The organism is Secundilactobacillus sp. MJ173 (assembly GCF_059704265.1).
Map to the genome: position 1 here is coordinate 13,518 of NZ_BAAKGN010000020.1, position 25,971 is coordinate 39,488.

22 protein-coding genes and 1 pseudogene are annotated in these 25,971 nt (G+C 43.5%); 4 read left to right on the top strand and 19 right to left on the bottom strand.

Going from position 1 to position 25,971, the window contains the following annotated elements; all coding sequences use genetic code 11:
- Position 1: 1 nt before the first annotated feature.
- The 13 genes and pseudogenes from AC6H04_RS03215 to AC6H04_RS03275 all read right to left on the bottom strand — a co-directional run bounded on the left by AC6H04_RS03215 (position 2) and on the right by AC6H04_RS03275 (position 15,807).
- Positions 2-1,363, bottom strand: coding sequence for a DnaD domain protein (locus AC6H04_RS03215; protein WP_497570325.1), 1,362 nt, complete (start codon positions 1,361-1,363; stop codon positions 2-4).
- Between the two features lie 14 nt (positions 1,364-1,377).
- Entirely contained in the window at positions 1,378-1,866 is a 489-nt protein-coding gene (gene nrdR / locus AC6H04_RS03220) for a transcriptional regulator NrdR (RefSeq protein ID WP_098824092.1), read from the bottom strand.
- 41 nt (positions 1,867-1,907) lie between these two features.
- Positions 1,908-2,525, bottom strand: a complete 618-nt coding sequence (coaE, locus tag AC6H04_RS03225) for a dephospho-CoA kinase (protein ID WP_497570365.1) — start codon at positions 2,523-2,525, stop codon at positions 1,908-1,910.
- A gap of 36 nt (positions 2,526-2,561) precedes the next feature.
- Positions 2,562-3,371, bottom strand: a pseudogene (gene mutM, locus AC6H04_RS03230) (DNA-formamidopyrimidine glycosylase); the annotation flags it as partial.
- A 21-nt stretch (positions 3,372-3,392) separates the two neighbouring features.
- Positions 3,393-6,053: a DNA polymerase I gene (gene polA, locus AC6H04_RS03235; RefSeq protein ID WP_497570326.1), complete on the bottom strand. Its 2,661-nt coding sequence runs from the start codon at positions 6,051-6,053 to the stop codon at positions 3,393-3,395.
- Positions 6,054-6,248: 195 nt separating this feature from the next.
- Entirely contained in the window at positions 6,249-7,124 is an 876-nt protein-coding gene (locus AC6H04_RS03240) for a PfkB family carbohydrate kinase (protein WP_497570327.1), read from the bottom strand.
- A complete protein-coding gene (locus tag AC6H04_RS03245; RefSeq protein ID WP_497570328.1) occupies positions 7,124-8,488 on the bottom strand; it encodes a purine-cytosine permease family protein in 1,365 nt (454 codons plus the stop codon). The genes AC6H04_RS03240 and AC6H04_RS03245 overlap by 1 nt, the downstream gene beginning before the upstream one ends.
- Before the next feature lie 14 nt (positions 8,489-8,502).
- Positions 8,503-9,510 carry an ADP-ribosylglycohydrolase family protein gene (locus AC6H04_RS03250; protein ID WP_497570329.1) on the bottom strand — a complete coding sequence of 336 codons (1,008 nt, stop codon included), beginning with the start codon at positions 9,508-9,510 and terminating at the stop codon, positions 8,503-8,505.
- A gap of 347 nt (positions 9,511-9,857) precedes the next feature.
- A complete protein-coding gene (locus tag AC6H04_RS03255; RefSeq protein ID WP_098824087.1) occupies positions 9,858-10,562 on the bottom strand; it encodes a Bax inhibitor-1/YccA family protein in 705 nt (234 codons plus the stop codon).
- A 118-nt stretch (positions 10,563-10,680) separates the two neighbouring features.
- Positions 10,681-12,012 (bottom strand): UDP-N-acetylmuramate--L-alanine ligase, encoded by a 1,332-nt coding sequence (murC, locus tag AC6H04_RS03260; RefSeq protein WP_497570330.1) that lies wholly within the window; start codon positions 12,010-12,012, stop codon positions 10,681-10,683.
- Between the two features lie 150 nt (positions 12,013-12,162).
- Entirely contained in the window at positions 12,163-14,730 is a 2,568-nt protein-coding gene (locus AC6H04_RS03265) for a DNA translocase FtsK (RefSeq protein ID WP_497570331.1), read from the bottom strand.
- A 97-nt stretch (positions 14,731-14,827) separates the two neighbouring features.
- Positions 14,828-15,463 (bottom strand): YtpR family tRNA-binding protein, encoded by a 636-nt coding sequence (gene ytpR, locus AC6H04_RS03270; protein ID WP_497570332.1) that lies wholly within the window; start codon positions 15,461-15,463, stop codon positions 14,828-14,830.
- 26 nt (positions 15,464-15,489) lie between these two features.
- Complete coding sequence (locus AC6H04_RS03275) at positions 15,490-15,807, bottom strand: thioredoxin family protein (protein WP_497570333.1); 318 nt, start codon at positions 15,805-15,807, stop codon at positions 15,490-15,492.
- A 129-nt stretch (positions 15,808-15,936) separates the two neighbouring features.
- On the opposite strand from AC6H04_RS03275, the gene AC6H04_RS03280 reads away from it, so the two are divergent.
- Positions 15,937-16,263 (top strand): PepSY domain-containing protein, encoded by a 327-nt coding sequence (locus AC6H04_RS03280; protein WP_497570334.1) that lies wholly within the window; start codon positions 15,937-15,939, stop codon positions 16,261-16,263.
- 56 nt (positions 16,264-16,319) lie between these two features.
- Here the strand turns inward: AC6H04_RS03280 and trmB are convergent, their stop codons facing one another.
- The 3 genes from trmB to AC6H04_RS03295 all read right to left on the bottom strand — a co-directional run bounded on the left by trmB (position 16,320) and on the right by AC6H04_RS03295 (position 19,026).
- Positions 16,320-16,973, bottom strand: a complete 654-nt coding sequence (trmB, locus tag AC6H04_RS03285) for a tRNA (guanosine(46)-N7)-methyltransferase TrmB (protein WP_497570335.1) — start codon at positions 16,971-16,973, stop codon at positions 16,320-16,322.
- Between the two features lie 111 nt (positions 16,974-17,084).
- Positions 17,085-18,296: an ABC transporter permease gene (locus AC6H04_RS03290; protein ID WP_497570336.1), complete on the bottom strand. Its 1,212-nt coding sequence runs from the start codon at positions 18,294-18,296 to the stop codon at positions 17,085-17,087.
- The gene (locus AC6H04_RS03295; RefSeq protein WP_497570337.1) at positions 18,289-19,026 is read right to left on the bottom strand and encodes an ABC transporter ATP-binding protein; all 738 of its coding nucleotides are present in this window, start codon (positions 19,024-19,026) and stop codon (positions 18,289-18,291) included. Before AC6H04_RS03295 ends, AC6H04_RS03290 begins: the two co-directional genes overlap by 8 nt.
- A 128-nt stretch (positions 19,027-19,154) precedes the next feature.
- Between AC6H04_RS03295 and AC6H04_RS03300 the strand changes: the two genes are divergently transcribed.
- The 3 genes from AC6H04_RS03300 (at position 19,155) to AC6H04_RS03310 (ending at position 20,944) form a co-directional block, all read left to right on the top strand.
- Entirely contained in the window at positions 19,155-19,592 is a 438-nt protein-coding gene (locus tag AC6H04_RS03300) for an HIT family protein (protein WP_497570338.1), read from the top strand.
- Between the two features lie 14 nt (positions 19,593-19,606).
- Positions 19,607-19,933 carry a hypothetical protein gene (locus AC6H04_RS03305; RefSeq protein ID WP_497570339.1) on the top strand — a complete coding sequence of 109 codons (327 nt, stop codon included), beginning with the start codon at positions 19,607-19,609 and terminating at the stop codon, positions 19,931-19,933.
- Positions 19,934-20,053: 120 nt separating this feature from the next.
- A complete protein-coding gene (locus tag AC6H04_RS03310; RefSeq protein WP_497570340.1) occupies positions 20,054-20,944 on the top strand; it encodes a peptidylprolyl isomerase PrsA in 891 nt (296 codons plus the stop codon).
- Between the two features lie 85 nt (positions 20,945-21,029).
- Here the strand turns inward: AC6H04_RS03310 and AC6H04_RS03315 are convergent, their stop codons facing one another.
- The 3 genes from AC6H04_RS03315 to AC6H04_RS03325 are packed head-to-tail and all read right to left on the bottom strand — an operon-like array spanning position 21,030 to position 25,903.
- Positions 21,030-22,001, bottom strand: coding sequence for a 3'-5' exoribonuclease YhaM family protein (locus AC6H04_RS03315; protein WP_497570341.1), 972 nt, complete (start codon positions 21,999-22,001; stop codon positions 21,030-21,032).
- 37 nt (positions 22,002-22,038) lie between these two features.
- Positions 22,039-24,693, bottom strand: coding sequence for an ATP-binding protein (locus tag AC6H04_RS03320; protein WP_497570342.1), 2,655 nt, complete (start codon positions 24,691-24,693; stop codon positions 22,039-22,041).
- The gene (locus AC6H04_RS03325; protein ID WP_497570343.1) at positions 24,674-25,903 is read right to left on the bottom strand and encodes a metallophosphoesterase family protein; all 1,230 of its coding nucleotides are present in this window, start codon (positions 25,901-25,903) and stop codon (positions 24,674-24,676) included. Before AC6H04_RS03325 ends, AC6H04_RS03320 begins: the two co-directional genes overlap by 20 nt.
- Positions 25,904-25,971 lie beyond the last annotated feature (68 nt).

The window sequence follows — 25,971 nt, forward strand, 5'->3', positions numbered from 1 at the left end:
ACTAATCACCTCCATCCCGCAGTTTTTTTAGCTTGTTTAATTGCTCGTTGAATTGATCTTGATCAGACTTGGACAACGTTTTTTTCTTCTTTGGCTGATAATCATTTTTCGCCCAGTCTGGTAACGTTTCTTTAATATTCTTGGTACCGCTTCGCCGACGGGTCGTCTTGGGTTTCGCCCGGTCCGCCTTAAACTTACGAATACTTGCTAGCGCGTCTTCTGGCGTTTTGACACCATCTTGCGCCCAACGATTAGCGATAGTATCAGTGAGCCGCTGAGTAATCGTTGAATTATTTAAATCAATCAAAACTTCGTAAATCAGCATGTTGATCACGGCGCTGGAAAAAATCTGTTTATTGGCGATTTGCTCCACAATGCGTTGCTCACCACTAGCGACATAACCACCCTGTTGCTGACGAATCTGAGCCAGAAAGGCCATTGGTTCATACTGCTTGGCAGTAGCAATCAGGTCTGCTTCTTCCTGATTCTCACTTGTCTTTTGAGCAGTCACCGTTTTTTGAGCTGAAACCACCGGTGTTGTTTCACCCTGATAGGCAGCCGCGATTGCACGTTTAAACTGGTTGGCATCTAGCTTGTTGGTGGCCAAATTAGTAGCATCACCTATGTAGCGAGCCATTTCAGTTTCATCAATACCGTACAGTAGGTGTTCGTTAATAATTAGCTGCCGGTATTGCCGCAAATCATTCAAGTCAATGTATGAGCGTTTGAGTAGTTCAGAAAGCAGACCAAAATCAAAGTCTGGCGCTGTAAGCAACTCAGATTCTGCAACCGTTTCTTTTTGATCAAAGGCCGCTTTAGTGGCTTCAATCAGCTTTGGCGGTGTCGCAATCAAGCGGTTATCCAGTGAAAAAACGTCCAAAAACGACTTGGAAATTTCGTGCCACTTATCCCGTTTAAGCTGCCGTGGCAAAAAGGCTTGCCGCAATCGTTCAAACTGCCGCTCACCTACGACTTCCAGCAACAGTAAACTGAGCAAATCGTCTTTAAAGAACATTTCACCACTGACGGGCTGCTGTAATTCATAAATCAACTCTGGCAGCCGGTCGGGTTGATTTTCAAACGTCCGTAATAGTCCCGCAGCTTCCAACCGTTGTCTCGAGTCTTGAAGCGTCACCATACTGATATTGAGCAACGCTAATAAATCAGTATGGGTAACTTCAACTTTTAAATCTGCCGTTAAGGAGACTTGTCGCCACATCACCGTTGCGAGACTGTAGGCTGATACACCTAAAATGGGCTGGTACAGCAGGTCCAATACCCGTCGCCGCTCTTCTTGAAGTCGCGTGGTGGTAACAATTGCGACAGCTGTTTTTGGCATCAATGGTTGCCCTGACTCCGCCATGATTAAGCCCCGTTTCATTTCTTTTTATCAGAGGAAGCCCCTTTTTTCTTATCTTTGTTCATCACATCTTTGAGTTCTTCCAAGAACACACTCATATCCTTAAACTGGCGATAAACACTGGCGAAACGAATATAGGAAATTTCGTCAATGTCTGCCAAACGCTTCATCACGTATTCACCAATCAATTGACTGGATACTTCGTTTTCGCCCAGCGAACGAACTTCGTTTTCAACTTCATCAACTAATTTGGTCATGACATCCATGCCAACTGGCCGTTTTTCTGCTGAGCGAATGATACCCCGTAAAATCTTTTCACGATTGAATTCTTCACGAGTACCGTTTTTCTTAATCACCAATAATGGTGTTGCTTCGATGCGTTCAAAAGTTGTAAAACGAAAGCCGCAATTTTCGCATTCACGGCGGCGTCTAATAACACGGCCTTCATCTGTTGGACGGCTATCAACGACCCGCGAACCATTATGGTGGCAATGTGGACAATGCATAGTTTCACCTCTTATCCTTAATCAACATTTTACTTTTTAACCTAATTAGATTTATCTGTTATTAACGAGCCGAATCCGGCTTCATTCAGCCATCTTACCACTTGCGCTTTTGTTTTATCAACTGAATCACTATTATCGATCACCACGTCAGCCCGATTAACCTTTTCAGCCAATGGTAACTGCGCGTTGATTCGTTCTAATGCTTCTTTCTTAGACAAGTGGTCACGTGCCATTAATCGCTGAAGCTGTACTTGATCCGGTACGTTGACGACCATGATTTCGTTCATGCCAGCTGCACCATGGGCTTCAAAAAGTGTGGGGGCATCATAAATCACCAGTGGCACTTGACGTCGTCGATAACCTTGTAGTTTGCGCACCACAGCCTTTTTAATTAACGGCCCAGTAATCCTGTTTAACTGGTCTAACTTCTCTGGTTGACTGAATACCAAGGTCCCCAGTGCATGCCGGTCCAAAGTACCGTCCGGCTGAATCATTTGCCAGCCAAAAGCAGTTTGAATCTCTTTCAATCCCTTGGTTCCCGGTTCAACAACTTCTCGGGCAACCTTATCAGCATCAATCACCGGAATCTGATAGGCCTTGAAAAATTCGCTCACAGTTGATTTCCCTGTGGCAATCCCACCCGTTAATCCAAGCACCATGGTCACACCGGGATCTTTACGTAAAACCTGACAGTCTGGGCAAAAATGCGTGCCACGTTGGGCAACCTTTGTTTTCTCAATTGGGGTATCACACCGAAAACAAGGCTCACCTTTGCGACCATACACCATCAAATGATTCTGGAATTCACCAGCTTCACCGTAAGCGGTAGAGAAGGAATGCACGGTAGTCCCGTGCCCTTCAATCGCACGCTTAATTTCCACGATGATGTTTTCACGCAGTTGGCGAATCTGAAACTCCGGAATCGTGTTGGTAGGCTGTTCAGGGTGAATCCGGCTTAACCACAGCGTTTCATCAACGTAAATATTGCCCAAACCAGCAATGTTGCTTTGATCGAGTAAAAATGGCTTGATTGCCTTTTTGCTCTTGCTGAAAATCCGCTTCATATAATCCACGGTCAACGTTTCTGCCGTGGGCTCCGGTCCCATTTTTTTCAAACCGGAAACCAACTCAGTTTCTTCGCCAGTCTTGAGCAAGTGCATTCGGCCGAATTTACGAGTGTCGGTATACCTTAAATCACGGTTATCGTCTAGATGGAAGACCACGTGCGTATGCTTAGTAATTGGGTTACCAGCAGGTTGCACGTCGTACTTTCCCTCCATCCGCAGATGAGACACCATGGTTAGCTCATCATTGAATCTGAATAAGAGATATTTTCCTCGTCGGTCGATACGCTCAATCGTTTTGCCGGCGAGCATTTTTTTAAATTGTTCAGCCTCAGGTGAGACCATTTTTTCATAGTAAACATCAACGGACGTTATTTTAGCGTTGCCGACTAATCGCGTCAGGCCACGTCGAACCGTTTCAACTTCGGGTAATTCAGGCATCAGATGTGCCTCCTTGTATCATTACTTTGCTTCGTACCAGGTGTTGCCATAATGGGATTCCACCTTTAACGGAATCTCCAGTTTCACGGCTGAATCCATGACGCTTGGCACTAATTTTTCCAACGTTGGAATCTCTTCGGCAGGTGCCTCAAAGATCAATTCATCGTGAACCTGCAGCAGCATCGTAGCCTGCAAGTCTTTAATGGCATCCTCCATCTTGATCATGGCAATCTTGATGATATCAGCGGCACTCCCTTGAATCGGTGTGTTCATCGCTGTTCGTTCAGCAAATGACCGTTGATTAAAGTTTCGGGCGTTAATGTCCGGTAAGTACCGGCGGCGATGCGCAATCGTTTCAACGTACCCCTTATCCTTAGCTGAGGCCACGATGTCAGTCATGTACTTCTTAACACCAGGATACTCCTCAAAGTAGGTATCAATAAACTGGCGTGCTTGCTTACGAGTAATGCCAATGTTTTGTGATAAACCAAAATCACTGATTCCATACACAATACCAAAGTTCACCGCTTTAGCTTGACGTCGCATATTCGGATCAATTTCAACATCCGGACCTAAATGGAAAATTCGACGAGCGGTTGATGCGTGAATATCATCGCCCTCTTTGAAGGCCTCCTGCAAATTCTCATCATGCGTAATGTGGGCCAATACCCGCAATTCAATTTGCGAATAATCAGAAGAAAAAATCTGCCAGCCCTTATGACTTGGAATGAATGCCTGACGAATCCGACGCCCTTCTTCCGTTCTGATAGGAATGTTTTGCAGATTAGGATCTACTGAAGACAAGCGTCCCGTTTGGGTCAAGGTTTGTAGATAACGGGTGTGTACCTTTTGATCCGTGCTGTGAACCACTTTTAATAACCCTTCAACGTAGGTCGATTGAATCTTGGAAATTTGGCGGTACTTCAAAATATTTTCAACGATTGGTGCTTCAGCCGCTAACTTTTCAAGTACGTCAACCGAGGTTGAATAACCGGTTTTGGTCTTTTTGATTGGGGTCAAACCTAATTTTTCGAACAAAATGTGCTGTAATTGTTTGGGAGAACCAATATTAAACTCTTCGCCAGCTTCTTGGAAAATGGTCTGCTGAGTTTGAGCCAATAACTCAGTGAACTCGCTTTGCATCGCTGACAAACGGTCCGTATCCACCATGATTCCCGCAATTTCCATATGCGCTAATACGTAGGCCATTGGCAACTCTAAGTCGCGATATAGCTCGGTTTGTTCGTTTTCATCTAATTGTTTAAACAACGATTTTTTTAATGATTCGATGGTGATGCCCTTTCGAGTTAGATGTTCAAAAAAGAGTTGATCATCATCTGGAATCGCACGCTTAGCACCTTTACCATAAACTTCTTCATCAGACTGAATCTGGTGGTAACCGTGCTGAAAGGCTAAACGGCCGAGGTCGTTACTATTTTCATTAGTATCGAGTAAATACGAAGCCAATAATAAATCAAAATCAACGTTGCTGAGATGAACATCCAATCGATTTAAACCAACATAGGTCCGCTTCAGGTCGAAAACATCCTTTTGAACTTTGTCACTGGTTAATAAGTCTTTCAGCGGGGCCTGCTTTAACAGGTCGACGTCACGGCTAACAAACCAGCTGTCGTTTTCACCGATCACGAACCCTGCAAAGGTCGAGGTATGATAGTTTGCATCTGGCATTTCGAGATAAAATGAAATGTGGTCTTTAAACTGCGATAATTCACTTAAATTATCGGCAGTTAAAACGGTGAATTCGACGGGTTTTAAGCCCAGAACGTCCTCGTCACCAGCATCCGTATTCATTTTACTCAAGTATGATTGAAAGTTCATTTCCTGATAAAACTTAACCAGTTCGTCTTGCTGGTCTCCCTTGTAAGTCAAGTCGCTCAGTTTGATCTCAACCGGAGCATCCCGACGAATAGTCGCTAAATCACGAGATTGAAAGGCAGACTCTTTGTCTTCAATCAAATGTTCCTTCATTTTTTTGGCCGTAATCTTGTCAATGTTTTCGTAAACACCATCAATGGTACCGTACTTCTGAATCAACGAAACAGCAGTCTTAGGGCCCACGCCGGCCACTCCCGGATAGTTATCGGAAGTATCGCCCTGCAGCCCTTTAATTTCAATAATCTGATCTGGTCGAACTCCCAGCTTTTCTTCAACGTGTTCAGGCGTGTAAGTTTCCACTTCCGTAACACCCTTTTTAGACACAGCAACACTGGTCTTATCAGAAGTTAACTGAGTCAAATCTCGGTCCCCGGTGAAGATAGTTGTCTCAAAACCGGCTGCTTCAGCCTGCTTTGCCATAGTTCCGATGATATCATCGGCTTCGTAATTCTTTAATTCATAAGATTTGATGCCCCGTGCGGCTAATAATTGACGAATTACTGGCATCTGTTCAGAAAGTTCTGGTGGGGTCTTTGAACGACCACCTTTATAATCAGCGTATTTCTTGGTTCGAAAGGTCACTTTACCGGCATCAAAAGCCACTAAAGCATCACTTGGCTTAACATCTTCTAACATAATATCCAGCATTCGGTTAAAACCAAAGATAGCATTGGTGTGCAAGCCGTCTGCGTTTGTCATACTATTCAATGCCGTGTACAGTGCGAAAAAAGCCCGAAAGGCCACACTATTGCCATCGATAAGTAATAATCGTTTTGATTCAGTCATTGATAAGCCTCCGCAATTTATATTACCTCTAGTTTAACAGAGAATTTAGACAATTAAAAATCAGTTTAACGGCAAATGTGTTAGGTGTTCGCATCGTCAGTTATGACGCCAAAAATAATGCCTATTCCCAAAAATCACGGAATAGGCATTATTCACGTTAACCTCTGAAATTTACCAAGTTGTGGCACAGCTTCATCACAAACTACTATTCTCTTGTGCCACAACCCTACCTGCAAGTTCATTAGCCATTTTGATTGCGTCCACTAAATTCATCCCGCTTGCTAGCCCAGCTAAAAAACCACCACAATGGGTATCCCCTGCACCGATGGTATTCACAACCTCGACGTGATGACTGGGAATGATGTCAGAACGTTTACCATCGTAATAAAAGGTTCCCTTAGCCCCCAGCGTCACTAACACTGGACTTTGGGTTTGCTCAAAAATTGATTTTGCCATCTCATCCATCGATTCTCCAGGTTTGCCGAAATAACCGATTTCATCTTCATTACAATGAATGATTACGTGGTCGTGCAGGAGCTGCTGCATCGTTTTGGTAGTTAAATGGCTGATCCGCGGAGACGCATCAAATAGAACGTAAGCATCTTCATTACGCTGAGCTAACCTCCCCAAAATCTGATTGGCAATGTGTTCATCCTCAATTTGATACCCGCTAAGATAGAAATATTGATAATCCGCTAAACTAATACGGTCAAACCAGTCATCCTGCCAAATCTGATCAATACCGGGAATGGTCAAAAAGCTGCGCTCACCAGAAGGTTCCACCATGGAAATATCCCAACCGTTGTCTGCTTCCGTCACCGGTAATAATTCGGGAATTTGCCGACGCTGCAATTCGCTGCGCACAATATCAGCGTACTGGCCTTGGCCTACAGGGACGAATAAATCTGCAACTGCATGAGCTGCGTGCATAGCACCATAAACGTTGAAAGCCGATCCACCAACAATGTATTTTTTCAATTCACCCGTGACGTCGCCACCTGAAAATGGTAACTGCGGCACATCAATGATCACATCAACATAAGTGGCACCCAAAATCAAAGTTTTGTTCATTATGCCACCTTCTCAATACGCCCGCCTTTAATCAGTTTGACGATAAACATGCAAATAATGGCTAAAATAGCGGATACAAAGACGCCCAAACTGTTATTGGCAAAGATGCCGTGTGCAAATGGTCCCGTCCAAACCGCATTGTTTGTAAACAGGAATCCGGTAATGGTGGCAATCAACCAAGAAATAATACCACCCCAGTTATAGCGAGCACTGGATTGCGGATCAATCAGCTTGGTATCATAACCATTTTTCCGAAACATCACACTGTCGCATAAGAAAATAGCAACCCAACTAGCCAGGCAAATTCCCAGAAAGTTCAGGAAAATCTCAAAGTTACTGAGAAAATTACCGGAGATAAACAAAACATATACTGGAATTAAAATAACGATTAAACCGTGAATAGTTAATGATGCTCGCTGTGACACATTGATACCAATCGTTGCCAAATTGATTCGTGCTGAACGCAGTGAAACAATACATTGAGGAATTAAACCGCCAGCTGCCACTAAGAAGTAGATTACCCCAATCCAGCTTGGTAAGGCGCCGTACATCACATCAAACGGATTACCCGTGGTCGCAAGCTTGGGCTCAATCGTGCTTAGCAAAACACCCCCAGCCATCAACACAAACAGCGGAACAGCACCCCCCATCGTCGTGTTCCAAAAAGTCGCAGCCGGTTTTGTATTAGGTTTGACGTAAGCACCCCAATCAGCAGCGGCCATGGACCAAGAAATTCCGGACCCAGCTGCTACGATACTGACAGCGGGCAGAAAGCCGGTAATCCAGCTACCGCTTGGTAAATCTAAGGCCTCTGTCCAGTTCGCTTTCATCAGAAAAATCACTAAAATGACAGCTGTTAACACCCCAAAGACCCAGCTCAACCAAGTTTGAATTTTCGCTAAAGTTGCTTCTTTTAGTAGCCCAGAAAGTATGACCAGTCCGCCAAAAATAATTAAGGCAATGGCAGTTGTCAGTGAATTTTTCTGCACGTGAATCACTTTGAATAGGGAGATCAGTAGCAATGTCCCGGTGATGATGTTGACTGACAACCACCCTACCATGTTGAACCAGGCAATGGCGTTGGGAATTTTATTACCGTACGTCCCGTATGCCGCCCGGCTCAGCTTGAAGGTGGTAATGCCCTCTCGTTGACCGATCATGGCTACCCAGCCGGGAATCAGAAACGACAATGCGCCAACTAAGGAAGCGGCAATGGCTTGTACAAAGGATAAATGATAGCTCACAATAATAGCACCATACACAAAGCCCATAATACCAATGTTGGCCGCAAACCAGTTATAGAATAATTTACCCGGCGTTAAGGTTTTATCCGCCTCAGGAATCTTAATAATCTTATCGTCCATAATGTTATACCGTCCTATTCGTTAGTTGTCCGAAACTGCAACATTTGCTCAGCGTATTTGTCAAAATGGTGCTGCGGATTCTTGATATCAATCAAACTGAGCCACGATTGGTCAATTGATGAAGCGCCATTCTTAGCACCGCAAATTGCTGTTGCCATGGCTCCAATCGTGTCGGTATCCCCACCCAAATTGGCACACAGTATGGCAGACTTCCGCACCGTTTGGGTGTAATAAGCAATTGACAAGGCTGCGGGAATACTTTCAGAAATCATGGTTCCAGTACCAATCACATCGTAAATGGCTTGACTAAAGCGACCTTCATCATTTGGATAGCGGTTTGCTAGTTCAATTCCTAATTTTAACCGTTCATGGGTTTTGGCAGCCCACGTTGGCGCCCCCAGCTTGAAACCCTCATCGTTGCATTTCAACGCGAAGTCAATGATTTCATCCCAAGAATAGTCTGCTGCGGCCGCGGCCACAGCTCCCGCAATCATGGCAGCACCGCTCATTGCCACGTCACTGGAATGAGTCACCCGAGTAACTTCATAAACCATCTTGAGCAGTTCACTAAGCTCATTAGGATCAAACAGTGAGCCAATAGGCGCAATCCGCATACCAGCACCGTTGGTTAAGGCTTTATCAGTTACGGGACGCGGATCTTCACCCTTTTTGATGGCGGTCAAGGCCGCTTTACTGCTGGGTCCCAAAATATTGTTTTCCCAAGCCCCCACCTCATCAGCCCATTTCATAATGTGCTGAACCAGATTTTGCTGATCTGGATGCCACCCCGTTTCAATCAGTGAGTCTAAAATTGCTAGTGCTTGATTGGTATCATCCGTATATTCACCCTTGGTAAAATTCACAGCGATATCGTTATTTGCTGGTCCATCCAAAAAGGTCGTAATCTGGCCGCTAAATTGCTGTCGAATCTGCTGCACCGGCCATAGCTCTGACGGCATACCCATAGCATCCCCGATAGCTTGACCGTACAATGTTCCCAAAATTTTATCTTTAATTGTCATCAAACCATTCTCCCTCTACAATAGTGATTCAAGTTTTACTTACACGTCGCCAACCAGTGAAGATTTCCTCCTCTTATTTAAGTTAATGTCCTTAATGATATATAAAGTTAAAAGTACTTATAAAAGAAGTGACAACTACGTTTTTTCAAACAACATGCCCCCTGTTCTCGCAAAAAGTACTTGAAAAGATGGTAAAGCAATCTGATAGTTACGTCAAGTAATTAGAAGTAAAAAATATCTAAACAAAAAACCTGACTACAGTCATAACCTACTGACTGATAATCAGGTTCAAGTTTAATTATTTGTACATGTTAAAACTATATTTATTGATATTTAATTTTAAATGCTTAGTCTCGATCACCCATACCGCCAAAAATCTGCAGTAATAAAATAAACAGGTTCACGAAGTCGAGGTAAAGCTGCATCGCACCGATGATGGCCAAACCAGTGGAACTGGTTGCACTACCATCACTTTGCAAATACAAGCGTTTCATCTTTTGGCTATCTGATGCCGTTAAAGCAGTGAAGATAACCACTCCGATAATGGAGAAAACAAAGGCAATCATGGAACTCTTCAACCAAATATTAATCAAGAAAGCAACGATTAACGCAATCAAGGCAGCAGTTGCTTGTGCACCCACTCGTGATAAATCACGTTTCGTAGCGATCCCGTATACGGCCATGGCAATGAAAATCGTTGCGCTAGAAGCGAACGCACTCACCATGGTTGTTCCGGTGTACACCAACGCATACATTGACATAATGCCACCCGTCAACAGCCCATAAGCCATTAACAGCACGAAACTAACCGATGGCCGCTTCATTGCTTGACCACTCACTAGGAATGGAAAGACAAACCATACAATAATTGGCACGATTCGGTATGAACCCGTAAAAAGCGACATCAAAGCTGGCGTGGTAGAAACGTAAAACGCTGCAAAGGCTGATAACAATACGGCTACTGCCATCCAACCATACATTTTAGTTAAAAATTTGTTTAAACCAACATCCGCATTAATCACGCGTCGTGGCTGTTCATCGTAATTGTTCATTAAGGTCTCTCCTTTTATATTCCTTGTTAAGAATACATTCTAACAACCCTAGTGGAAAAAGCAATGAAAAGTGATTGCTTACAGCTTAAATAAGTTACCTTTTAGAAAATATTAATAATTAGTTATCTTTTAATGACAGATGGCTCAATAGTTCTTCGTAGGCACGTTCGTACTTCTGGACATCACCCGCACCCATGAAGACCACAACAGCATCATGGTAATCCAACAATGGTGACATGTTATCCAACTTCAAAATTTCGCCACCCTTGTTAATCTTCTTAGCAAGGTCTTCACTGGAAACCTTACCGTTTGATTCACGAGCTGAGCTGAAAATATCGGTCAAGTAAACAACATCCGCGTTATTTAAAGCCTTCGCAAAATCATCCATTAACGCAATCACACGGGTAAACGTATGTGGTTGGAAAACAGCTATCACTTTTTTGTCAGGATACTTCTGCCGAGCAGCATCCAAAGTTGCCCGAATCTCTGATGGATGGTGGGCGTAATCATCGATGATGGTCATGTCAGCCACTTTGCGTTCAGCAAACCGACGCTTAACACCCTTAAAACTCAATAATTCATCTTTGATGGCATCCAAATCAACATCTTCAAAGTATGCCACGGCAATCACAGCCAAACTATTCAAGACATTGTGTTCACCAAACAGTGGAACATGGTAGTTACCTAAGAATTCATCGTGGTAGTAGACGTCAAACTGAGAACCCTTAGTCGTCCGCTTGATGTTACGCGCCTGAAAATCATCCCGGTCGCTAGTCCCATAATAATAAACAGGTACATCCGTCTTTAACCGACGTAAATTCTCATCGTCGCCCCAGGCAAAGATACCTTTATTCACTTGGTTAGCAAACGTCTGAAAAGCACTGAACACATCATCGATATCCTGGTAGTAATCAGGGTGATCAAAGTCAATGTTAGTCATGATGGCATAGTCAGGTTTAGTGGCTAAGAAATGGCGACGGTACTCATCGGCTTCATAGACAAAGAACCGTGCGTTTGGCGTACCCTTACCAGTCCCATCACCAATCAAGTAACTCGTTGGTGCGATGCCGGACAACACATGCGAAAGTAGGCCAGTAGTACTGGTCTTACCATGGGCACCGGCAACCCCAATACTGGTATAGCCTTCAATTAATTTACCTAAAAATTCATGATAACGGTAAACGGGTAAGCCCATTTCCCGTGCTTTTTTGATTTCTGGATGATTATCGGTGAAGGAATTCCCAGCAATGACCGTTAAGCCTTCGTGAATATTCGCTTCGTCGAATGGATAAACTGGGATCTTAGCCTGTTCAAGGCCACGTTGTGTAAACGTGTACTGTGTAATGTCAGATCCCGCTACTTTAAAACCTTTGTCGTGAAGAATGAGCGCAAGTGAGCTCATCCCTGATCCTTTGATTCCAACAAAATAATACGTGGTTGTGTTGTCCATCAAAATCCTCTTTTCATCGTTTCAATGATTTAATTTAGGCCGACTATTGCTGGTTAATCAGCCATCATTGGTCCATATCAATATTTTAGCAGAGCGAACACTTCTTGAACAGTGCATTTTCTGCACTGTAACATGAGTGGTTTTCACCTTTTAATCGGTTCGAGGTGCACGCATTTCGGCCAGCTGTTTTTCAGTGAGAAAAACGTCCCGGGGTTTGGAGCCGTTTTGACCAGAAATATATTGCTTATTTTCAAGGGTATCAATTAAGTTTGCTGCCCGATTATAGCCAATTGAAAAGACCCGTTGCAGTTTCGACGTAGAGACCGTTTTCTCTTGAACGATATAGTCCAAAACTTCTGGCATCAATTCATCCTGACTTTCTTGGACCTGTTGTTTTTCTAACAGACCATCCGGATCAAAGGCATAGTGTGGCTGACCCTGAGTCCGCACGAAATCAGTTACCCGGTCAACTTCTTTATCAACGAAGGTTCCTTGCAAACGAAGCGGCTGTGAGGCACCGTTGCCCAAGAACAGCATATCGCCCTTCCCTAGCAAGCGTTCCGCGCCAGACGTGTCGATAATCGTTCTGGAGTCCACCTGAGAGGATACCATGAAGGCTACCCGAGTCGGAATGTTATTTTTAATGGTCCCCGTCACGATATCAACGCTTGGCCGTTGGGTAGCAATCAGCAGATGGATCCCGGCTGCACGTGCTTTTTGCGTAATTCGGACAATGTAGTCCTGAACCTCGCTGGAAGCCATCATCATTAAATCAGCTAACTCATCAATCACGATGACAATGTATGGCAGTTTCTGCGCGTAATCACCAGTTAATTCAGCACGGTCGTTATATTGTTCAATATTTCGTACACCAGCAGCGGCTAATCGATCATACCGGTCATCCATTTCCTTGACCGCCCACTTTAGCGCTGCAGCAGCGGCCTGAGGATCAGAGATCACGGGTGATAACAAGTGTGGCAGCCCGTCGTATGGTGCGAGCTCAACTGCTTTAGGATCAATCAGCAACAACCGTAACTGGGCCGGTGTGGCTTTGTATAGTAACGAAATTAACAGACTGTTAATGAAGACTGACTTACCGGAACCAGTAGCACCCGCAATCAATCCATGAGGCATTTTCCGTAGATCGGTCACTCTTGGTTGGCCAAATAAATCCACTCCAAGGGCAACGGTCAATGGTGAGGTACTATCTTTAAAGACCTTTGATTCCAGTACTTCTGACAGCATCACCGGTCGCGTCTTCGGGTTAGGAATTTCAATTCCTACCGTGGTCTTACCAGGAATCGGTGCTTCGATCCGAATATCCTTAGCCGCTAATGCCAGCTTCAAATCATCCGTCAGATTAGTAATTTTGTTTACTTTAACTCCCAGTGCTAAATGAACCTGAAACTGGGTGACGGTTGGACCAACTGTCCAGTCCACCACGTGTGCATCCACGTGGAAAGCTTGCAACGTTTCATCCAATACCTCACCCTGATGTTCGATCCATTCATCCAATGCGTTTTCATCCGTAACAACGGGTGGTGTCAACAAAGAAGTAGCCGGAAATTGATAACCACGATTATCTTGGTCATCCTGATTGACCGCTTTCGCCGTTGGCTTATCCTGGAATAATGCCAGTTTATTCATTTGTGAACTAGTATTTTCCTCTTCGAGAATATCTCCAAGGGAATGACCCAAGCCATGTCCTAGTTCTGGTTTAGGTTTGGTTTCTGGTGTTGCTTCTGGTTTTTGTTCTGGTTCTGGGTTTACTTCTGATTCTAGCTGTTGTTCAATATCATCACTTGACGCCGCCATCTCAGTTGTTTCAGCCGAATCTTCTGGCAGTGTCGTATCAGTAGGGCCAGTAATCCCCTTCGCCTGATTGTTGGAAAGATCAGTGTCCACTTCATCCTGTGGCGATGCCAAATTGGGTTCGGCATTTTGCACCTCAGGCTGTTTTGCAATCACTGGAATAGGGATGCGACTCGTGTCCGCTGACTCATCAATCAATTCTTGATTAGATTCAGCTTCAGCCGATGCAGCATCTGAATCAGCTACATCAGAATTAAATGATGAGACTGTTTGATTAGTATCTACTGTCGTTTCAACAACTTCGTCTGCAGCATCTTCTAGTGATTCTTCACCCGCCTCAGTTTGTTGCTCGCCACCAAGATCAGGCTGATCAGATATTTCTGCATTACCCTGAGTAGCTTGCGTTGGTTGTTGCTGATTCAATTCACTCTGGTCAGCGATTGTTTCTACATCAACAGTGTTATCTGTTTCAAATGCTAACCGTGGTTGCTCTTCCACTACCGAGTCAGCTGTCAATTCAGTGCCATCGTCAAAGACCATCACATCACGATCATCTTTTTGAAAGTATTGCTTGATGATAGCGGTGTAATCTATTTTGGGCTGACGAATCACCCTTCTGTTAAGTTGTTTAGGCACCTGCGTTGGTCTAAAGGGTGTTGAAGAGCGCCAATCATTACTAACCGGTTTCTTGGGCGCAGGCTCTGACCGTGTTTCAGGTCGTTGGTTAGTCTCACGCCGTTTTATCTCTTCGCGATGCGGTTTTTCCCGTCGAAAAATTGCCGGTTCTTCATCCGTATGTTTGACCTGTTTACCAGGTACTTTAAACTGTGGCGAAACTGGCTCTTTAGCCGACTTTTCTGGTCGACGGTATCTCCGGTAAAAAGCTGGTCCATCATAGTGATTCATATTAGTCATCCATTCAGTATTCAAGTTAGTTTAGTTTAATCATTTTATGGCCGAGGGCAAAATAAAAAGGAGCCGAGGCCCCTTTCACGTCGTTCATCTAACTGAATAAAGTTTGTGCCTTGTTAAAGTCAAATGGCGTTCCAACTTCGTAATCATCAGGTAAAATCAACGCGCCCGGCCGATCGGGTGCCCCAGGAATCTTTAATTCTCTTCCTGATGAAATCATACCATCACTTTCAACGCCACGCAATTTACCAGGCCAAATAATCAGACCATCTGGCATCATCGCACCAACTTCAGCTACAACCACCTTGATATCCGCCTGCATGTTGGGCGAACCTGAAACGATTTGCAGCGTTTTACCGTCTTGGACCCGGGTCTTTGTCACCAATAAGTGATTAGAATCTGGGTGCGGCTCAGCTGATTCAACGTAACCCACAATGAACTTCGGCGTTAAATCAGCCTGTAATTCTGGCTCAAAACCAGCATCAGACAGTGCTTGATTCAAGGTCGATACCTGTTCTGCCGTCAAAAAAACCTGTCCATTTTGATCGATGGGTCCTAAAATATCCGACACGTGAGCGACATTATAGCCCAGCGTCGTATCAGTTTCGGGATCAAAGATGCGAGTGAAATTACCTTTAGTAACAACGGATTGTTCTTCGACATCTGGTGCCACATAAATAATCATCACGTCGCCAAGTGCCTTTTGATTATAACTAGAAATTAACATGGAGCATCCTTTCAAAAGCAGAAGAACTAAAGTGCGTTGATAAATTCTTCTACTTGCTGTTTTGTTTTGCGGTCTTTATTTACGAAGCGACCGATTTCTTCACCATTATTATACGCAATAAAGCTAGGAATGCCTAATACGTTTAAATCTACGGCAAGATCAATGTTTTCATCACGATCAACGTTGATAAATTTAAAGTCCGGATATTCGGCTTCAATTGCTGGCATTGATGGCTTAATGAACGCACAGTCAGTGCACCACGTTGCCGAGAAGAATAACATGTAGCGACCATTTTTAATGGTTTCAAGTAGTTGATCCTTTGTCATTTGAGGTAATTTTTCCATTACTATCACTCCTTACTTACTTTTGTTCAGCAAATTGATTATACCCTGTTTTCAGAAAAAGTACATTAATGTGGTATCAAAGAGAGATTTGAGCTAACATGATACTAAACAGCGCAGGAGGAAACGCGTATGGAACTAAACATCAAAGATTATCAGCAACTCAGCCTATTATCCTTATTAAGTATTTTATTTGGCTTTCTGATGGGTAAATCAGCATTTAACCACCAATACATGACACCAAACGATATTTTAAACAGTGTCAAGCAAGCCTTCCGAAAAGAATCCACCATTGAAGGTGCTTGGATCAACGATCATCCGTACAAGCACGCACAATTCGCCATTCACACCATGGTTTATTCCGGTGGCATTTCCCGCATGGAAGACAATAAACTCGTTTCGTATGAATTTATTGCGGATGCTAAGACTGGTAGTATCCTAAAAATGAATCGTCTGTAAAATTCTGCAATATGCGTCCCGATTACAAGTTAATTGTAGTCGGGACTTTTTCGTGCTTATTTAGTGTCGAAGCGAGCCACTAATTTATAAATTGGTCCCTTAGCGCTAAACTTCTCTTCATATTCTGTTTGAACGTTGCCCTCGTTGCCCTCGTTGCCTTCGCTATTGTGCAAATCCAGCCAGACTTCGTCAAAAACCATTCCAAAGTTATTAAAACTGGTCAACGAGTATTCAAACAAACCACGGTTATCAGTTTTAAACTGAATTCGGCCGTCTTCTTTGAGCACTTTTTGATAGTGAGTTAAAAAGTTAGGTGACGTCAGTCGACGCTTAGCGTGCCGCTTCTTCGGCCATGGATCTGAAAAGTTAAGGTATAGCTTATCGATTTCACCTTCAGCGAATAAGGTATCCACAAACGCACCATCAGTTTCTACCAACTGGACGTTAGGCAGCTCGCTTTCAACCAATTTACGCAGTGCCGTGGCGATGACTGATTCCTGAATTTCAATCCCTAAAAAGTTGATCTCTGGATTTTGTCGCGCCATTTCAATAATAAACTGGCCCTTACCAATCCCAATTTCAACTTGAATGGGTTGATGATTAGGAAAACGTTCCTGCCAATGACCTAACTGTGATTCAGGATCCGTCACGATTAAATCTGAGTGATCCTTAATGTACTGCGCTGCCCACGGTTTCTTACGTACCCGCATGTATGTTGTTCCTCCGATTTCCATTATAAAACGACGAACTTAACTCAAGCCCGTCGTTTAAGATTACTGTTCATTTTAGGCAAACAAACCCATTGAGTCAACTGGTTTTTACTACTTCTTCTTTCTTAGACGTAACGGCAAATAATATTGAACCATCAAAACTACTTCGACTAATTCAACTGCAAGCGCAATCAGTCCCACCGTCAAGTCTTGATTGGCAACAAAGACCATCACTAAGAACAGAACAGCGGTGATGCCAATTAATGAAAACATTAGACGTCTGAAACTGTTCACCCGCTGTTTCTCCTCGACAGGGTATAAATGAGTAAAGACGATATCATCAAACTGCCAGTAAAACGGAATCAGCTGGAAACCAATCAGATAGAGAAACAGTGCAGCCAACGCTACTGGTAGCCAAGTACCCCGAACGAAGTAGAGCAAAACCATTCCTAGAATCGTGAGCCGAGAATACAGACCACTAAACTCGCCGCTACGGACAATTCCTCGGCTATAGAGGTAGAGATACGTATTCTTGGGTGTCACCTTCACGATGTTTAATAACCAGTCTAAATAACGGCGCCGTTTGGCCACCCCTTTAAGCATGGGAACGTTCGTGAATAAATTAAAGAACCGGTAAACACCCATCATTCGATTATTCTCTAACGTAATGGCTTGCCACCAGTCAAACGGTACGACATTGTAACGTTTATCCGCTACTCGTAAGCCTACCGCCAGTACAAGTGCCAGCAGCATGCCAATAATTGGCGTCCCGTATACACTGGCTACTAACACAACCAGTGGTACTACCCATTTGAACCAGACTGACTCTTTTAACCAAGCCGATTTAACCTGAAACCGTCTGACGATTGCTAAGCTAAACAAACCATCTTTCAGCAGTAATTGTGCAACTGCAATCAGTGCCAAATCAAAGACCGGCATGGCATCCGTTACTTGAATGAATGGCAGCAAGACGAACATACCAAATAGTTCGTAGATGAAGGCCAGACTTTCACTGTACGCACGGGCACCGCTTAAATACTGACGAACTTCAGCTTCCTTTGGCAGTAGAAAAACCACATCAGCGTCCTGAAACAGCGTCGCAAATCGTTTCAGCTGCAACACTAGTAGTAATACAACGACAATCACCGGCTTAGCCCACCAGAGGTTGGGCTGCAATTCCTTTAGGCCATTAGAATAAGCATATCCCAGTCCGCCAATAAAAATCAGCAGCGCAAAAACAAAGTGGTCGTTGAACACCAATCGCAGGTATTTAAACATTTCTTTTAAATGACTAGACAAACGCTGTCGGTATAAATTATTCATGCTGATCCGCCCTCGTCATTGACATGTAAATATCGTCTAAGGATTCACCCGCATCCGGCAGAGCTTGACGCAACTCTGGTAAGGTTCCTTCCGTTTTGACTGTCCCATCGTGCAACAGCACAAACCGGTCGCAGTACTTTTCGGCGGTATCCAAAACGTGCGTTGACATCAACACGCTGGCCCCCTTAGCTTTTTGTTCATCAATCAAATTTAACAAGTCATGAACCGCCAACGGATCCAATCCTAAGAAGGGTTCGTCAATGATGAACAGTGGCGCTTCCGTAATAAAGGCACACACAATCATTACTTTTTGCTTCATGCCTTTTGAAAAGTTAGCTGGAAACCAGTCTAATTTGTTATCTAGACGGAAGATACTCAACAAATGATTCGCTTTTTCCCACGCTTTATCGTGGTCAAGGCTATAAGCCATCATGGTCATTTCCAAGTGTTCCTTTAGCGTTAACTCTTGATAAAGAATCGGTGTTTCTGGAATATAGGCAATTTGTTTTTTATAACCATTTTTATCTTCGTTTAAGGTAAGTCCGTTAATCTTAATTTCACCCTTAAAAGGCGTTAACAACCCAATAATGTGATTGATCGTGGTTGATTTACCCGCACCATTCAGCCCAATTAAGCCCACAAGCTCGCCATCTTGAACATCAAATGTCACTTCTTTTAAGACTGGTATTTGTGAATAACCGCCAACAACTTTGGTTACTTGAAGCGTCATGAACATCCCTTCATTTCTCTGTATTTTGGGTCAATTGTTTTCATTATATCATACGCCGAAGTGTATGGAATTTTAGCATAATGCGTTATACTTAACGTAACTTTTATGATTTTAAAGGAGGATTTAAAATGGTTCATAACTATGATGATGATTGTATTTTCTGCAAAATTATTAAGGGTGAAGTTCCTAGTTACACCGTCTATGAAGACGATGATGTCAAAGCCTTTTTGGATATTTCACAGGGGACTCCTGGCCACACTTTAGTTGTTCCAAAGACTCACGTTGCTGATATCTTTGCTTACGACGCTGATCTGGCAGCAACTGTTTTCAGTAAGATTCCTGCAATTGCTCGAGCAGTTAAGGCTTCTAACCCTGAGATCAAAGGACTTAACATTTTGAACAATAACGGTGAGGTTGCTTACCAATCCGTTTTCCACTCCCATATTCATCTGATACCTCGCTATACTGACCATGATGATTTCGCCATGACATTTAAGGATAATTCCAGCAAATATGACGAAAAAGCTTATACCGATATTCAAAATGCAATCAAGTCACAATTTTAATTTGAGGTGAAGATTTGAAACGATTTTTAACCAGTGCCCTATTCACGGCTGGCGCTTCCTTGGCGGTTCACCTTTACCGTAAGCAACAGTCGCCCATCGATTTTGTTCAGGAAACGGTTGACCACCTTCGAGCTCGTCAGACAGCACTAAATAACGTTAAGCAACAAGCCACGGTCGTTCAATCACGTTTGGCGGATCTACAAACTGAGCTCAAAAAAGCACAGCCGGTCATTGATAGTATCGAATCGGCGGTTGATCAGTTTCAGTTCAAAATTCAACCGCATCTCGATGCCATTAATGAGCGTGTGTCCAACTTAGAGAATTCGGATTCAAGTAAATAGAACTATTCAATTTTTATTAAGTTCCCTTTACATCTGAAAATTATTTTGAGTTTATGTTATATTAAGTAGGATGTCCCAACGGGATGAAACTAATCTAAAGAAATGGATGTGTATTCAGATATGAAAAAATGGTTCGTTGCTCTTGCAGGTGTTATGTTAAGTTTGACACTTGCAGCTTGTGGTAGCAAAACAGTTGCCACCACTTCAGGCGGTAAAATTACGGAAAGTCAATTTTACAGCAGCTTAAAAAACACTTCTAGCGGTAAGCAAGTCTTACAACAAATGATCTTGAACAAAGTTCTTGATAAGCAATTTGGTAGCAAAGTAAAGGATTCAGATGTTACCAAAGAATACAACAGTTATAAGAAACAATATGGTTCATCGTTTAGTAGTGTCCTTCAGCAAAGTGGTATGACTGCTTCTCAATTAAAGCAGCAAATCAAAAGTAACTTACTTTTGAAGGAAGCTGTTAAGGCTGATACTAAAGTTACCGATGCACAACTCAAGCAACAATTTAAGAGTTACCAACCAAAAGTCACTGTTTCTCATATCTTAGTTTCTAAGAAGTCAACCGCTGAAAATGTTATCAAGCAGTTGAAAGATGGTAAGAGCTTCGCTTCATTAGCTAAGAAGTACTCTACTGACAGTGCCACTAAGAACAAGGGTGGTAAGTTAGATGCATTTGATAACACTGATACGCAACTTGACTCAACCTTCAAGAAGGCTGCCTTCAAGCTGAAGACTAACCAGTACACCACTACCCCTGTTAAGACTTCTTATGGCTACCACGTCATCAAGATGGACAGCAACCCTGGTAAGGGTACTTACAAGCAACATGAAACTGAATTGAAGAACCAAATCTACGACAAGCGTATGAACGATAGCGCAACCTTGAAGAGCGTTGTTTCTAAAGTGCTCAAGAAGGGTAACGTTTCAATTAAGGACAGTCAATTACAAAACGTTCTTGCTGACTACTTGACTTCAAGCAGCTCATCAAAGAGTAGTAAGTAATTCTCCGTGTTAATCGATGAATTAAAAAAGGATTGAAATGCCTGATGAAAATCAGGATTTCAACCCTTTTTATTTTGGTTTATTTTTACTCTTCTTGATTGCCAGTCTGCGGTGAGTTTGGTCGATAGAACGAACGACCGTCCATGGCAAACAACCGTTCACCAAATTCACCTGGGGTCGTATTCTCGACAGCGCTAGTGACCATCATAATTGAAGCGTCTAATTCATCTAATTGGTGCAATATTTCAGCTTCTAATAGACGAGGTCGAACTGGTGAACCGTATTCTAACAGACCATGATGAGCTAAAATCATGTGTCTGAGCAAAACCACGTCTTCGTTATTTAAATCAAACTTTAGTTCATTGCAGGCGGACACGATTTCACCATCAACAATACTGATATGTCCCAGCAGATTTCCCTCTACCGTATACTGAGTGGAAACGGGACCAGACAATTCAATCACTTTGCCGAGATCATGCAAAATAGCACCTGCATAAAGTAACGGTGCGTTGATCGATGGGTACTGGTTAACCACGCTGTGCGCTAACCGCAGAATTGAAAGCGTGTGGTAAGCAAGTCCACCTTGAAATGCGTGGTGATTATGTTTGGCAGCCGGATACGTGAAGAAATCATCACGATGCTTGGCAATCAAATAACGAACGATGCGATTCCAAACCTGGTTAGTGATCTCAAAAACCACCTGGTTAAGTTCATCTTCCATTTCACTAGCTTTCATTGGTGCGTGAACCACAAATTCACTGGGATCATTCGGCTCATCAGCGTTAGCCAACCTTAGAGAACCAATCTTAACTTGTGGGGAACCCTGATAATTCTCTCGCTTACCTGCCAGTCGAACCACGCGCCCTGCCTGATAACGTTCAATATCAGCAGCGCTGGCATCCCAAAACTTACCCGTGATCTCACCCGACTGATCTTCGAAGGTCAAATCAAGGTACTGCTTGCCGTTTTTAGCTACTCGAACGTTCACATTTTTCAGGAGTGCCATTAGATTCATCTGTTCGCCAACTGCATAAGCCATTAATTGTTTTTCTGCCATGGTTAATCCCCCTTATTTAAACTAATTCTACAGTTTTTCAAACCGACTTTCCAGCATCCAGACGATAGACTTCACTATCATCCACCAATCTAAGATTATCGTAGTTTGCTGTTAAATAAACAACCTGGCTTATTTGAGCCAATGCCCTGAGCATTGTCAACGCTGCTTGTGTGCGTTGGCGATCAAAGTTCACAAAAGCATCATCAATGATAATTGGCATGGCGATCACATCAGCCATTACCTTGGTAAACGCGAACCGTAACGCCACGTATAGCTGTTCAGCTGTACCACTGGATAATTCACCCACGTCGAAGGTTAAATCGTCATGACGAGTGACCTGAACCGTCTGATCAGTAAAGATAATTTGCCTGTAACGACCTCCCGTCAATTCTTGGAAGAACTGTTCCGCCACCTTAATAATTTGGGGTTGGCGTCCCTGCGAAGCATTAATTAACGTTTGATCGATCCAGTTGATCAGAAGCTTCTTAGTTAACCAGTCATCGGTTAATGAAAGAATCTCCGACTGTAAATCCGCCTGTTGCTGAAGTAAATTCTGATACTTGTCACTGGATGCCAACCGTTCAAGCTGATAATGCTGCTGACTAGATTGACTCAGCAATTCGGCTTGTTTTTGCTGCTTAATGACAAATTCTGTTTGAATTTTTTCACTAAACTGCTCCAAAGCTGATTGAGAAGCAGTCTTTCTCAAGATTTCCCGGTCTACCTGTGTCAGTTGAGCGTTCAAAACGCTTAGTTGCTGAGTCTGATCAGCAATGACCTGATCTTGCTGATACTGCTGTTCAAATTCAGCAAAGGTTGCAAGGTGGTATTGTGCCAATAATTGTTTCAGGGCAGTCTGCTGTTCGTTTAGCTGTTGCTGAAGCTTTTCTTGCCGTTGCGTACTTGCAGTCAGCGTCTCATTTGCCCAATGCAGTTTTTGACTCTCATCTCTTCTTTCGGATAAGAACTGACTAATTTGCTGTAATTGATAGGCATTGCTGCCCCCCAAACTAATAATTTCACCAGCAAATTGCCACTGTGCCAAAAAGGCGCGAATACTTTGATTGACCTGGTTTTGCTGTTCCTGAAGCTGAATTTGCTGAGCACTGGCAGTTTGAAACTGACCAATATCAGCCTGCAGATCAAGCCACCGTTCTGGCGCAAAACCTTGCAGGTGTTTTTCAGCACCAAACTGCGTGATTTGCGCATCAGCATCTATCAGTTGCTGATCTAAGCTCGCTAATTGCTGCCGATCCTGATCTAACTGAGCTGACAGCAGCGCCATCTGAGAATCAATGGCGGATTGCTGATTTCCCGAGATAATCGGTTTGAAAATCCCGTACGCGGCGATCAGCATACCAATAATGCCACCGATTGTCCGCATCACACCACTTAAGGCGAACAAAGCAACCAATACCACACCTACCCCACCAATCAACCACTTAAGGTCCATGCCAGAAGTCGACTCTTTATCTGCTTGCTGTCGCAACTGTTCGAACGTTTTTTGGTGTTCCAGCCGCTGGTCCGCACGGGAATCCCGCTGAATACTTAGGTGTTGCTGTTGATCAAATAAGCCTTCAATTTGTTGCTGTTCACTAGGTGTCAGCACTCTAAGGTGCGCCAATGAAGTTCCATACTGCTGATTGAGTTTTTCTAGTTGCTGATTTACAGCCACCAGTTGACTTTCATTTTGCTGCTGTCGGCGTTCCAATTGCACCATTGCCGACATCTGGGTACCCAACTGATCAATTTGCTGTTGATGACTGGTATAAAATTGCTGTGCTTCGCTTGGTATATGTTCCTGACGTTGCTGCTGAATCGTTTCTGCTTGAGCAACTAAATCCTGCTTCATTTGTCTAATCGCCGTTGACAGCTGAGTAGCCTTCCGCCAATCCGTACTATTAATTAACGTCGTCGATTGAACTGGCGAACTATTTTTCAGTTGCTGGTATTGCGGATATAGTCTAATCAAACGTTGGTATTGATTCTGCTGATCTCTGAGTATTTCCAGTTGATTTTGAATTTCTGACAGTTGTTGAGCCGTTTCTTGCTCATCGTCTTGTAATGTCTGATACTGTTGGAACTGAGCTTTAGCGGTTTCGATTTTAGCCGTCAGTTCATCGTTTTCCTGTAATAAGCGTACTAGTGGTTGAACTCGGCCACGAGGTTTATATAACTCGCCTGCTGATGCGGTCAGTTCTTGCGTTAATCCAATCCAGTTTTCACTGCCAATAGCCCCAATTCGCTGAATCCGTTTCACCAAATCAAAACGGTTTAAGTTAAAGACAGCTTGCAGCTCTTGTTCACCAAAACAAAAAATTTGGTAAAACAATTCCTTATTTAAGGGTTGTAATAACTGCAAGAGGTCATCGTTGGACAAGGAAGTATCAGTAGTCAGATTACGAAAAGTCACCTTGCCACCGTGAGTACCTGCCACTCGTTTCAACCAATAATCACTTTGACCATGGTTAAAATAAAGTTCACCGCCATACTGCGAACCTTGCTTAGGCCGATACATGGCATAGCGGTGCTTCGCTGTTTCAAAACCGAACAACATACTGGAAATAAAGGCAACTAAAGTCGATTTTCCGGCTTCATTTTCACCATACAGGAGTGAAAACCGCTTCGACAGGTCAATGGTTGTATCGTGAAACTTACCGAACCCGTAGATTTTAATCGTCTTGATCTGCATCGTTTTCTTCCTCCAAACGAGATTGGGCTAACAATTCGTTTTTAGCCCGATCAGTCAAATAAGCCGTGGTTTTCGGGTCATGCAGATGGTTCGCAATGAACGCATACTGCATTAATTTGCCAGCAGTCATTTCCACGTTGTCTTGTGTAAATACGGTTTCTTGGGCTTTTTGCCAATAGCTTGCGTCTAATTTTGCATACTGCACTGGCTGATCAGTTGGTAAAACATTTACCTCATAGACCCACGCTCTGGATTCTCGATAACTTTTTTTCTGAGTTTGATCAAACCGTTCCAGCCACGTGCCATCGTTTAACCGGCTCAGCATACTAGCGGACAGTGTTTCAATGCCAGTTAGTCTTAAATCTATTAATTCAAAAACATCTGATTGTTGCTGCATCAAAACTGTTTCAACCGATTTAATTAAACTGGTATCTGTTGTATCCTCGTTCACTGGCAACGTTAGCGAGGACCAACGTACTTGGTCAACCGGCACAAATTGGCGTTGCAAATTATTCCCTTGCGTCGTTACTAGCTGATAACCGTGTTCACCCGTTTCAAGTTTATGACGGCCTTGAATGGTACCGGCGTAAATCACGGGCGGTCGTTCAGCTAACACGTCAGGTTTATGTATATGGCCTAATGCCCAGTAGTCGTAATGAGTCGCTGATAGTTCGCTGACTGTAAACGGTGCGTAGTGGTTGGTACTGCCCTGCTTCATCGCACCGTGCAGCATACCAATTTGAAAGTCAACGGTACCACGTTCTGGAAATTCCGGCACAACATCTTGTTCCAGCCAGCGATCAGTGTAACTAAACCCGCTGATTGCCACTCGCGTATGATCTGCGGTAGTCAGCATTTTGGTGGTGACGTCACCACCAAAAACATTGACGCCATCCGGTAAGACAAGCTGTCGGTCCTCTGTCAAATAATCGTGGTTACCGAAAGAAACAAAAACAGCGATGCCGGCATCTACTAGCCGTTGCAATTGTTCATTCAAAAACACCTGTGCCTGGATACTCTGAGTCTCACGGTCAAATAAGTCACCCACCAATAAAACGAAATCCACTTTTTGTTCGATTGCATCATTCACCATTGTTTTGGTAGCATTAAAAGGCGCTTCGTGAATTTGCTGCCACAGTGCTTTGGGTAAACGTTGTAAGCCTTCAAAAGGACTGTCTAGATGTAGATCCGCCGCATGGATAAATTTCACTCTACTCAACTCCTAAAAAAACGTCGAAGAAAAATTCTTCGACGTTTTTGATCTATTAACCAACGATT

What these genes read in the sequence shown, in the direction of transcription:
- AC6H04_RS03215 (WP_497570325.1), bottom strand. Translation starts at nt 1,363, where the DNA reads ATGGCGGAGTCAGGGCAACCATTGATGCCAAAAACAGCTGTCGCAATT.
- nrdR (WP_098824092.1), bottom strand. Translation starts at nt 1,866, where the DNA reads ATGCATTGTCCACATTGCCACCATAATGGTTCGCGGGTCGTTGATAGC.
- coaE (WP_497570365.1), bottom strand. Translation starts at nt 2,525, where the DNA reads ATGGTGCTTGGATTAACGGGTGGGATTGCCACAGGGAAATCAACTGTG.
- polA (WP_497570326.1), bottom strand. Translation starts at nt 6,053, where the DNA reads ATGACTGAATCAAAACGATTATTACTTATCGATGGCAATAGTGTGGCC.
- AC6H04_RS03240 (WP_497570327.1), bottom strand. Translation starts at nt 7,124, where the DNA reads ATGAACAAAACTTTGATTTTGGGTGCCACTTATGTTGATGTGATCATT.
- AC6H04_RS03245 (WP_497570328.1), bottom strand. Translation starts at nt 8,488, where the DNA reads ATGGACGATAAGATTATTAAGATTCCTGAGGCGGATAAAACCTTAACG.
- AC6H04_RS03250 (WP_497570329.1), bottom strand. Translation starts at nt 9,510, where the DNA reads ATGACAATTAAAGATAAAATTTTGGGAACATTGTACGGTCAAGCTATC.
- AC6H04_RS03255 (WP_098824087.1), bottom strand. Translation starts at nt 10,562, where the DNA reads ATGAACAATTACGATGAACAGCCACGACGCGTGATTAATGCGGATGTT.
- murC (WP_497570330.1), bottom strand. Translation starts at nt 12,012, where the DNA reads ATGGACAACACAACCACGTATTATTTTGTTGGAATCAAAGGATCAGGG.
- AC6H04_RS03265 (WP_497570331.1), bottom strand. Translation starts at nt 14,730, where the DNA reads ATGAATCACTATGATGGACCAGCTTTTTACCGGAGATACCGTCGACCA.
- ytpR (WP_497570332.1), bottom strand. Translation starts at nt 15,463, where the DNA reads ATGTTAATTTCTAGTTATAATCAAAAGGCACTTGGCGACGTGATGATT.
- AC6H04_RS03275 (WP_497570333.1), bottom strand. Translation starts at nt 15,807, where the DNA reads ATGGAAAAATTACCTCAAATGACAAAGGATCAACTACTTGAAACCATT.
- AC6H04_RS03280 (WP_497570334.1), top strand. Translation starts at nt 15,937, where the DNA reads ATGGAACTAAACATCAAAGATTATCAGCAACTCAGCCTATTATCCTTA.
- trmB (WP_497570335.1), bottom strand. Translation starts at nt 16,973, where the DNA reads ATGCGGGTACGTAAGAAACCGTGGGCAGCGCAGTACATTAAGGATCAC.
- AC6H04_RS03290 (WP_497570336.1), bottom strand. Translation starts at nt 18,296, where the DNA reads ATGAATAATTTATACCGACAGCGTTTGTCTAGTCATTTAAAAGAAATG.
- AC6H04_RS03295 (WP_497570337.1), bottom strand. Translation starts at nt 19,026, where the DNA reads ATGACGCTTCAAGTAACCAAAGTTGTTGGCGGTTATTCACAAATACCA.
- AC6H04_RS03300 (WP_497570338.1), top strand. Translation starts at nt 19,155, where the DNA reads ATGGTTCATAACTATGATGATGATTGTATTTTCTGCAAAATTATTAAG.
- AC6H04_RS03310 (WP_497570340.1), top strand. Translation starts at nt 20,054, where the DNA reads ATGAAAAAATGGTTCGTTGCTCTTGCAGGTGTTATGTTAAGTTTGACA.
- AC6H04_RS03315 (WP_497570341.1), bottom strand. Translation starts at nt 22,001, where the DNA reads ATGGCAGAAAAACAATTAATGGCTTATGCAGTTGGCGAACAGATGAAT.
- AC6H04_RS03320 (WP_497570342.1), bottom strand. Translation starts at nt 24,693, where the DNA reads ATGCAGATCAAGACGATTAAAATCTACGGGTTCGGTAAGTTTCACGAT.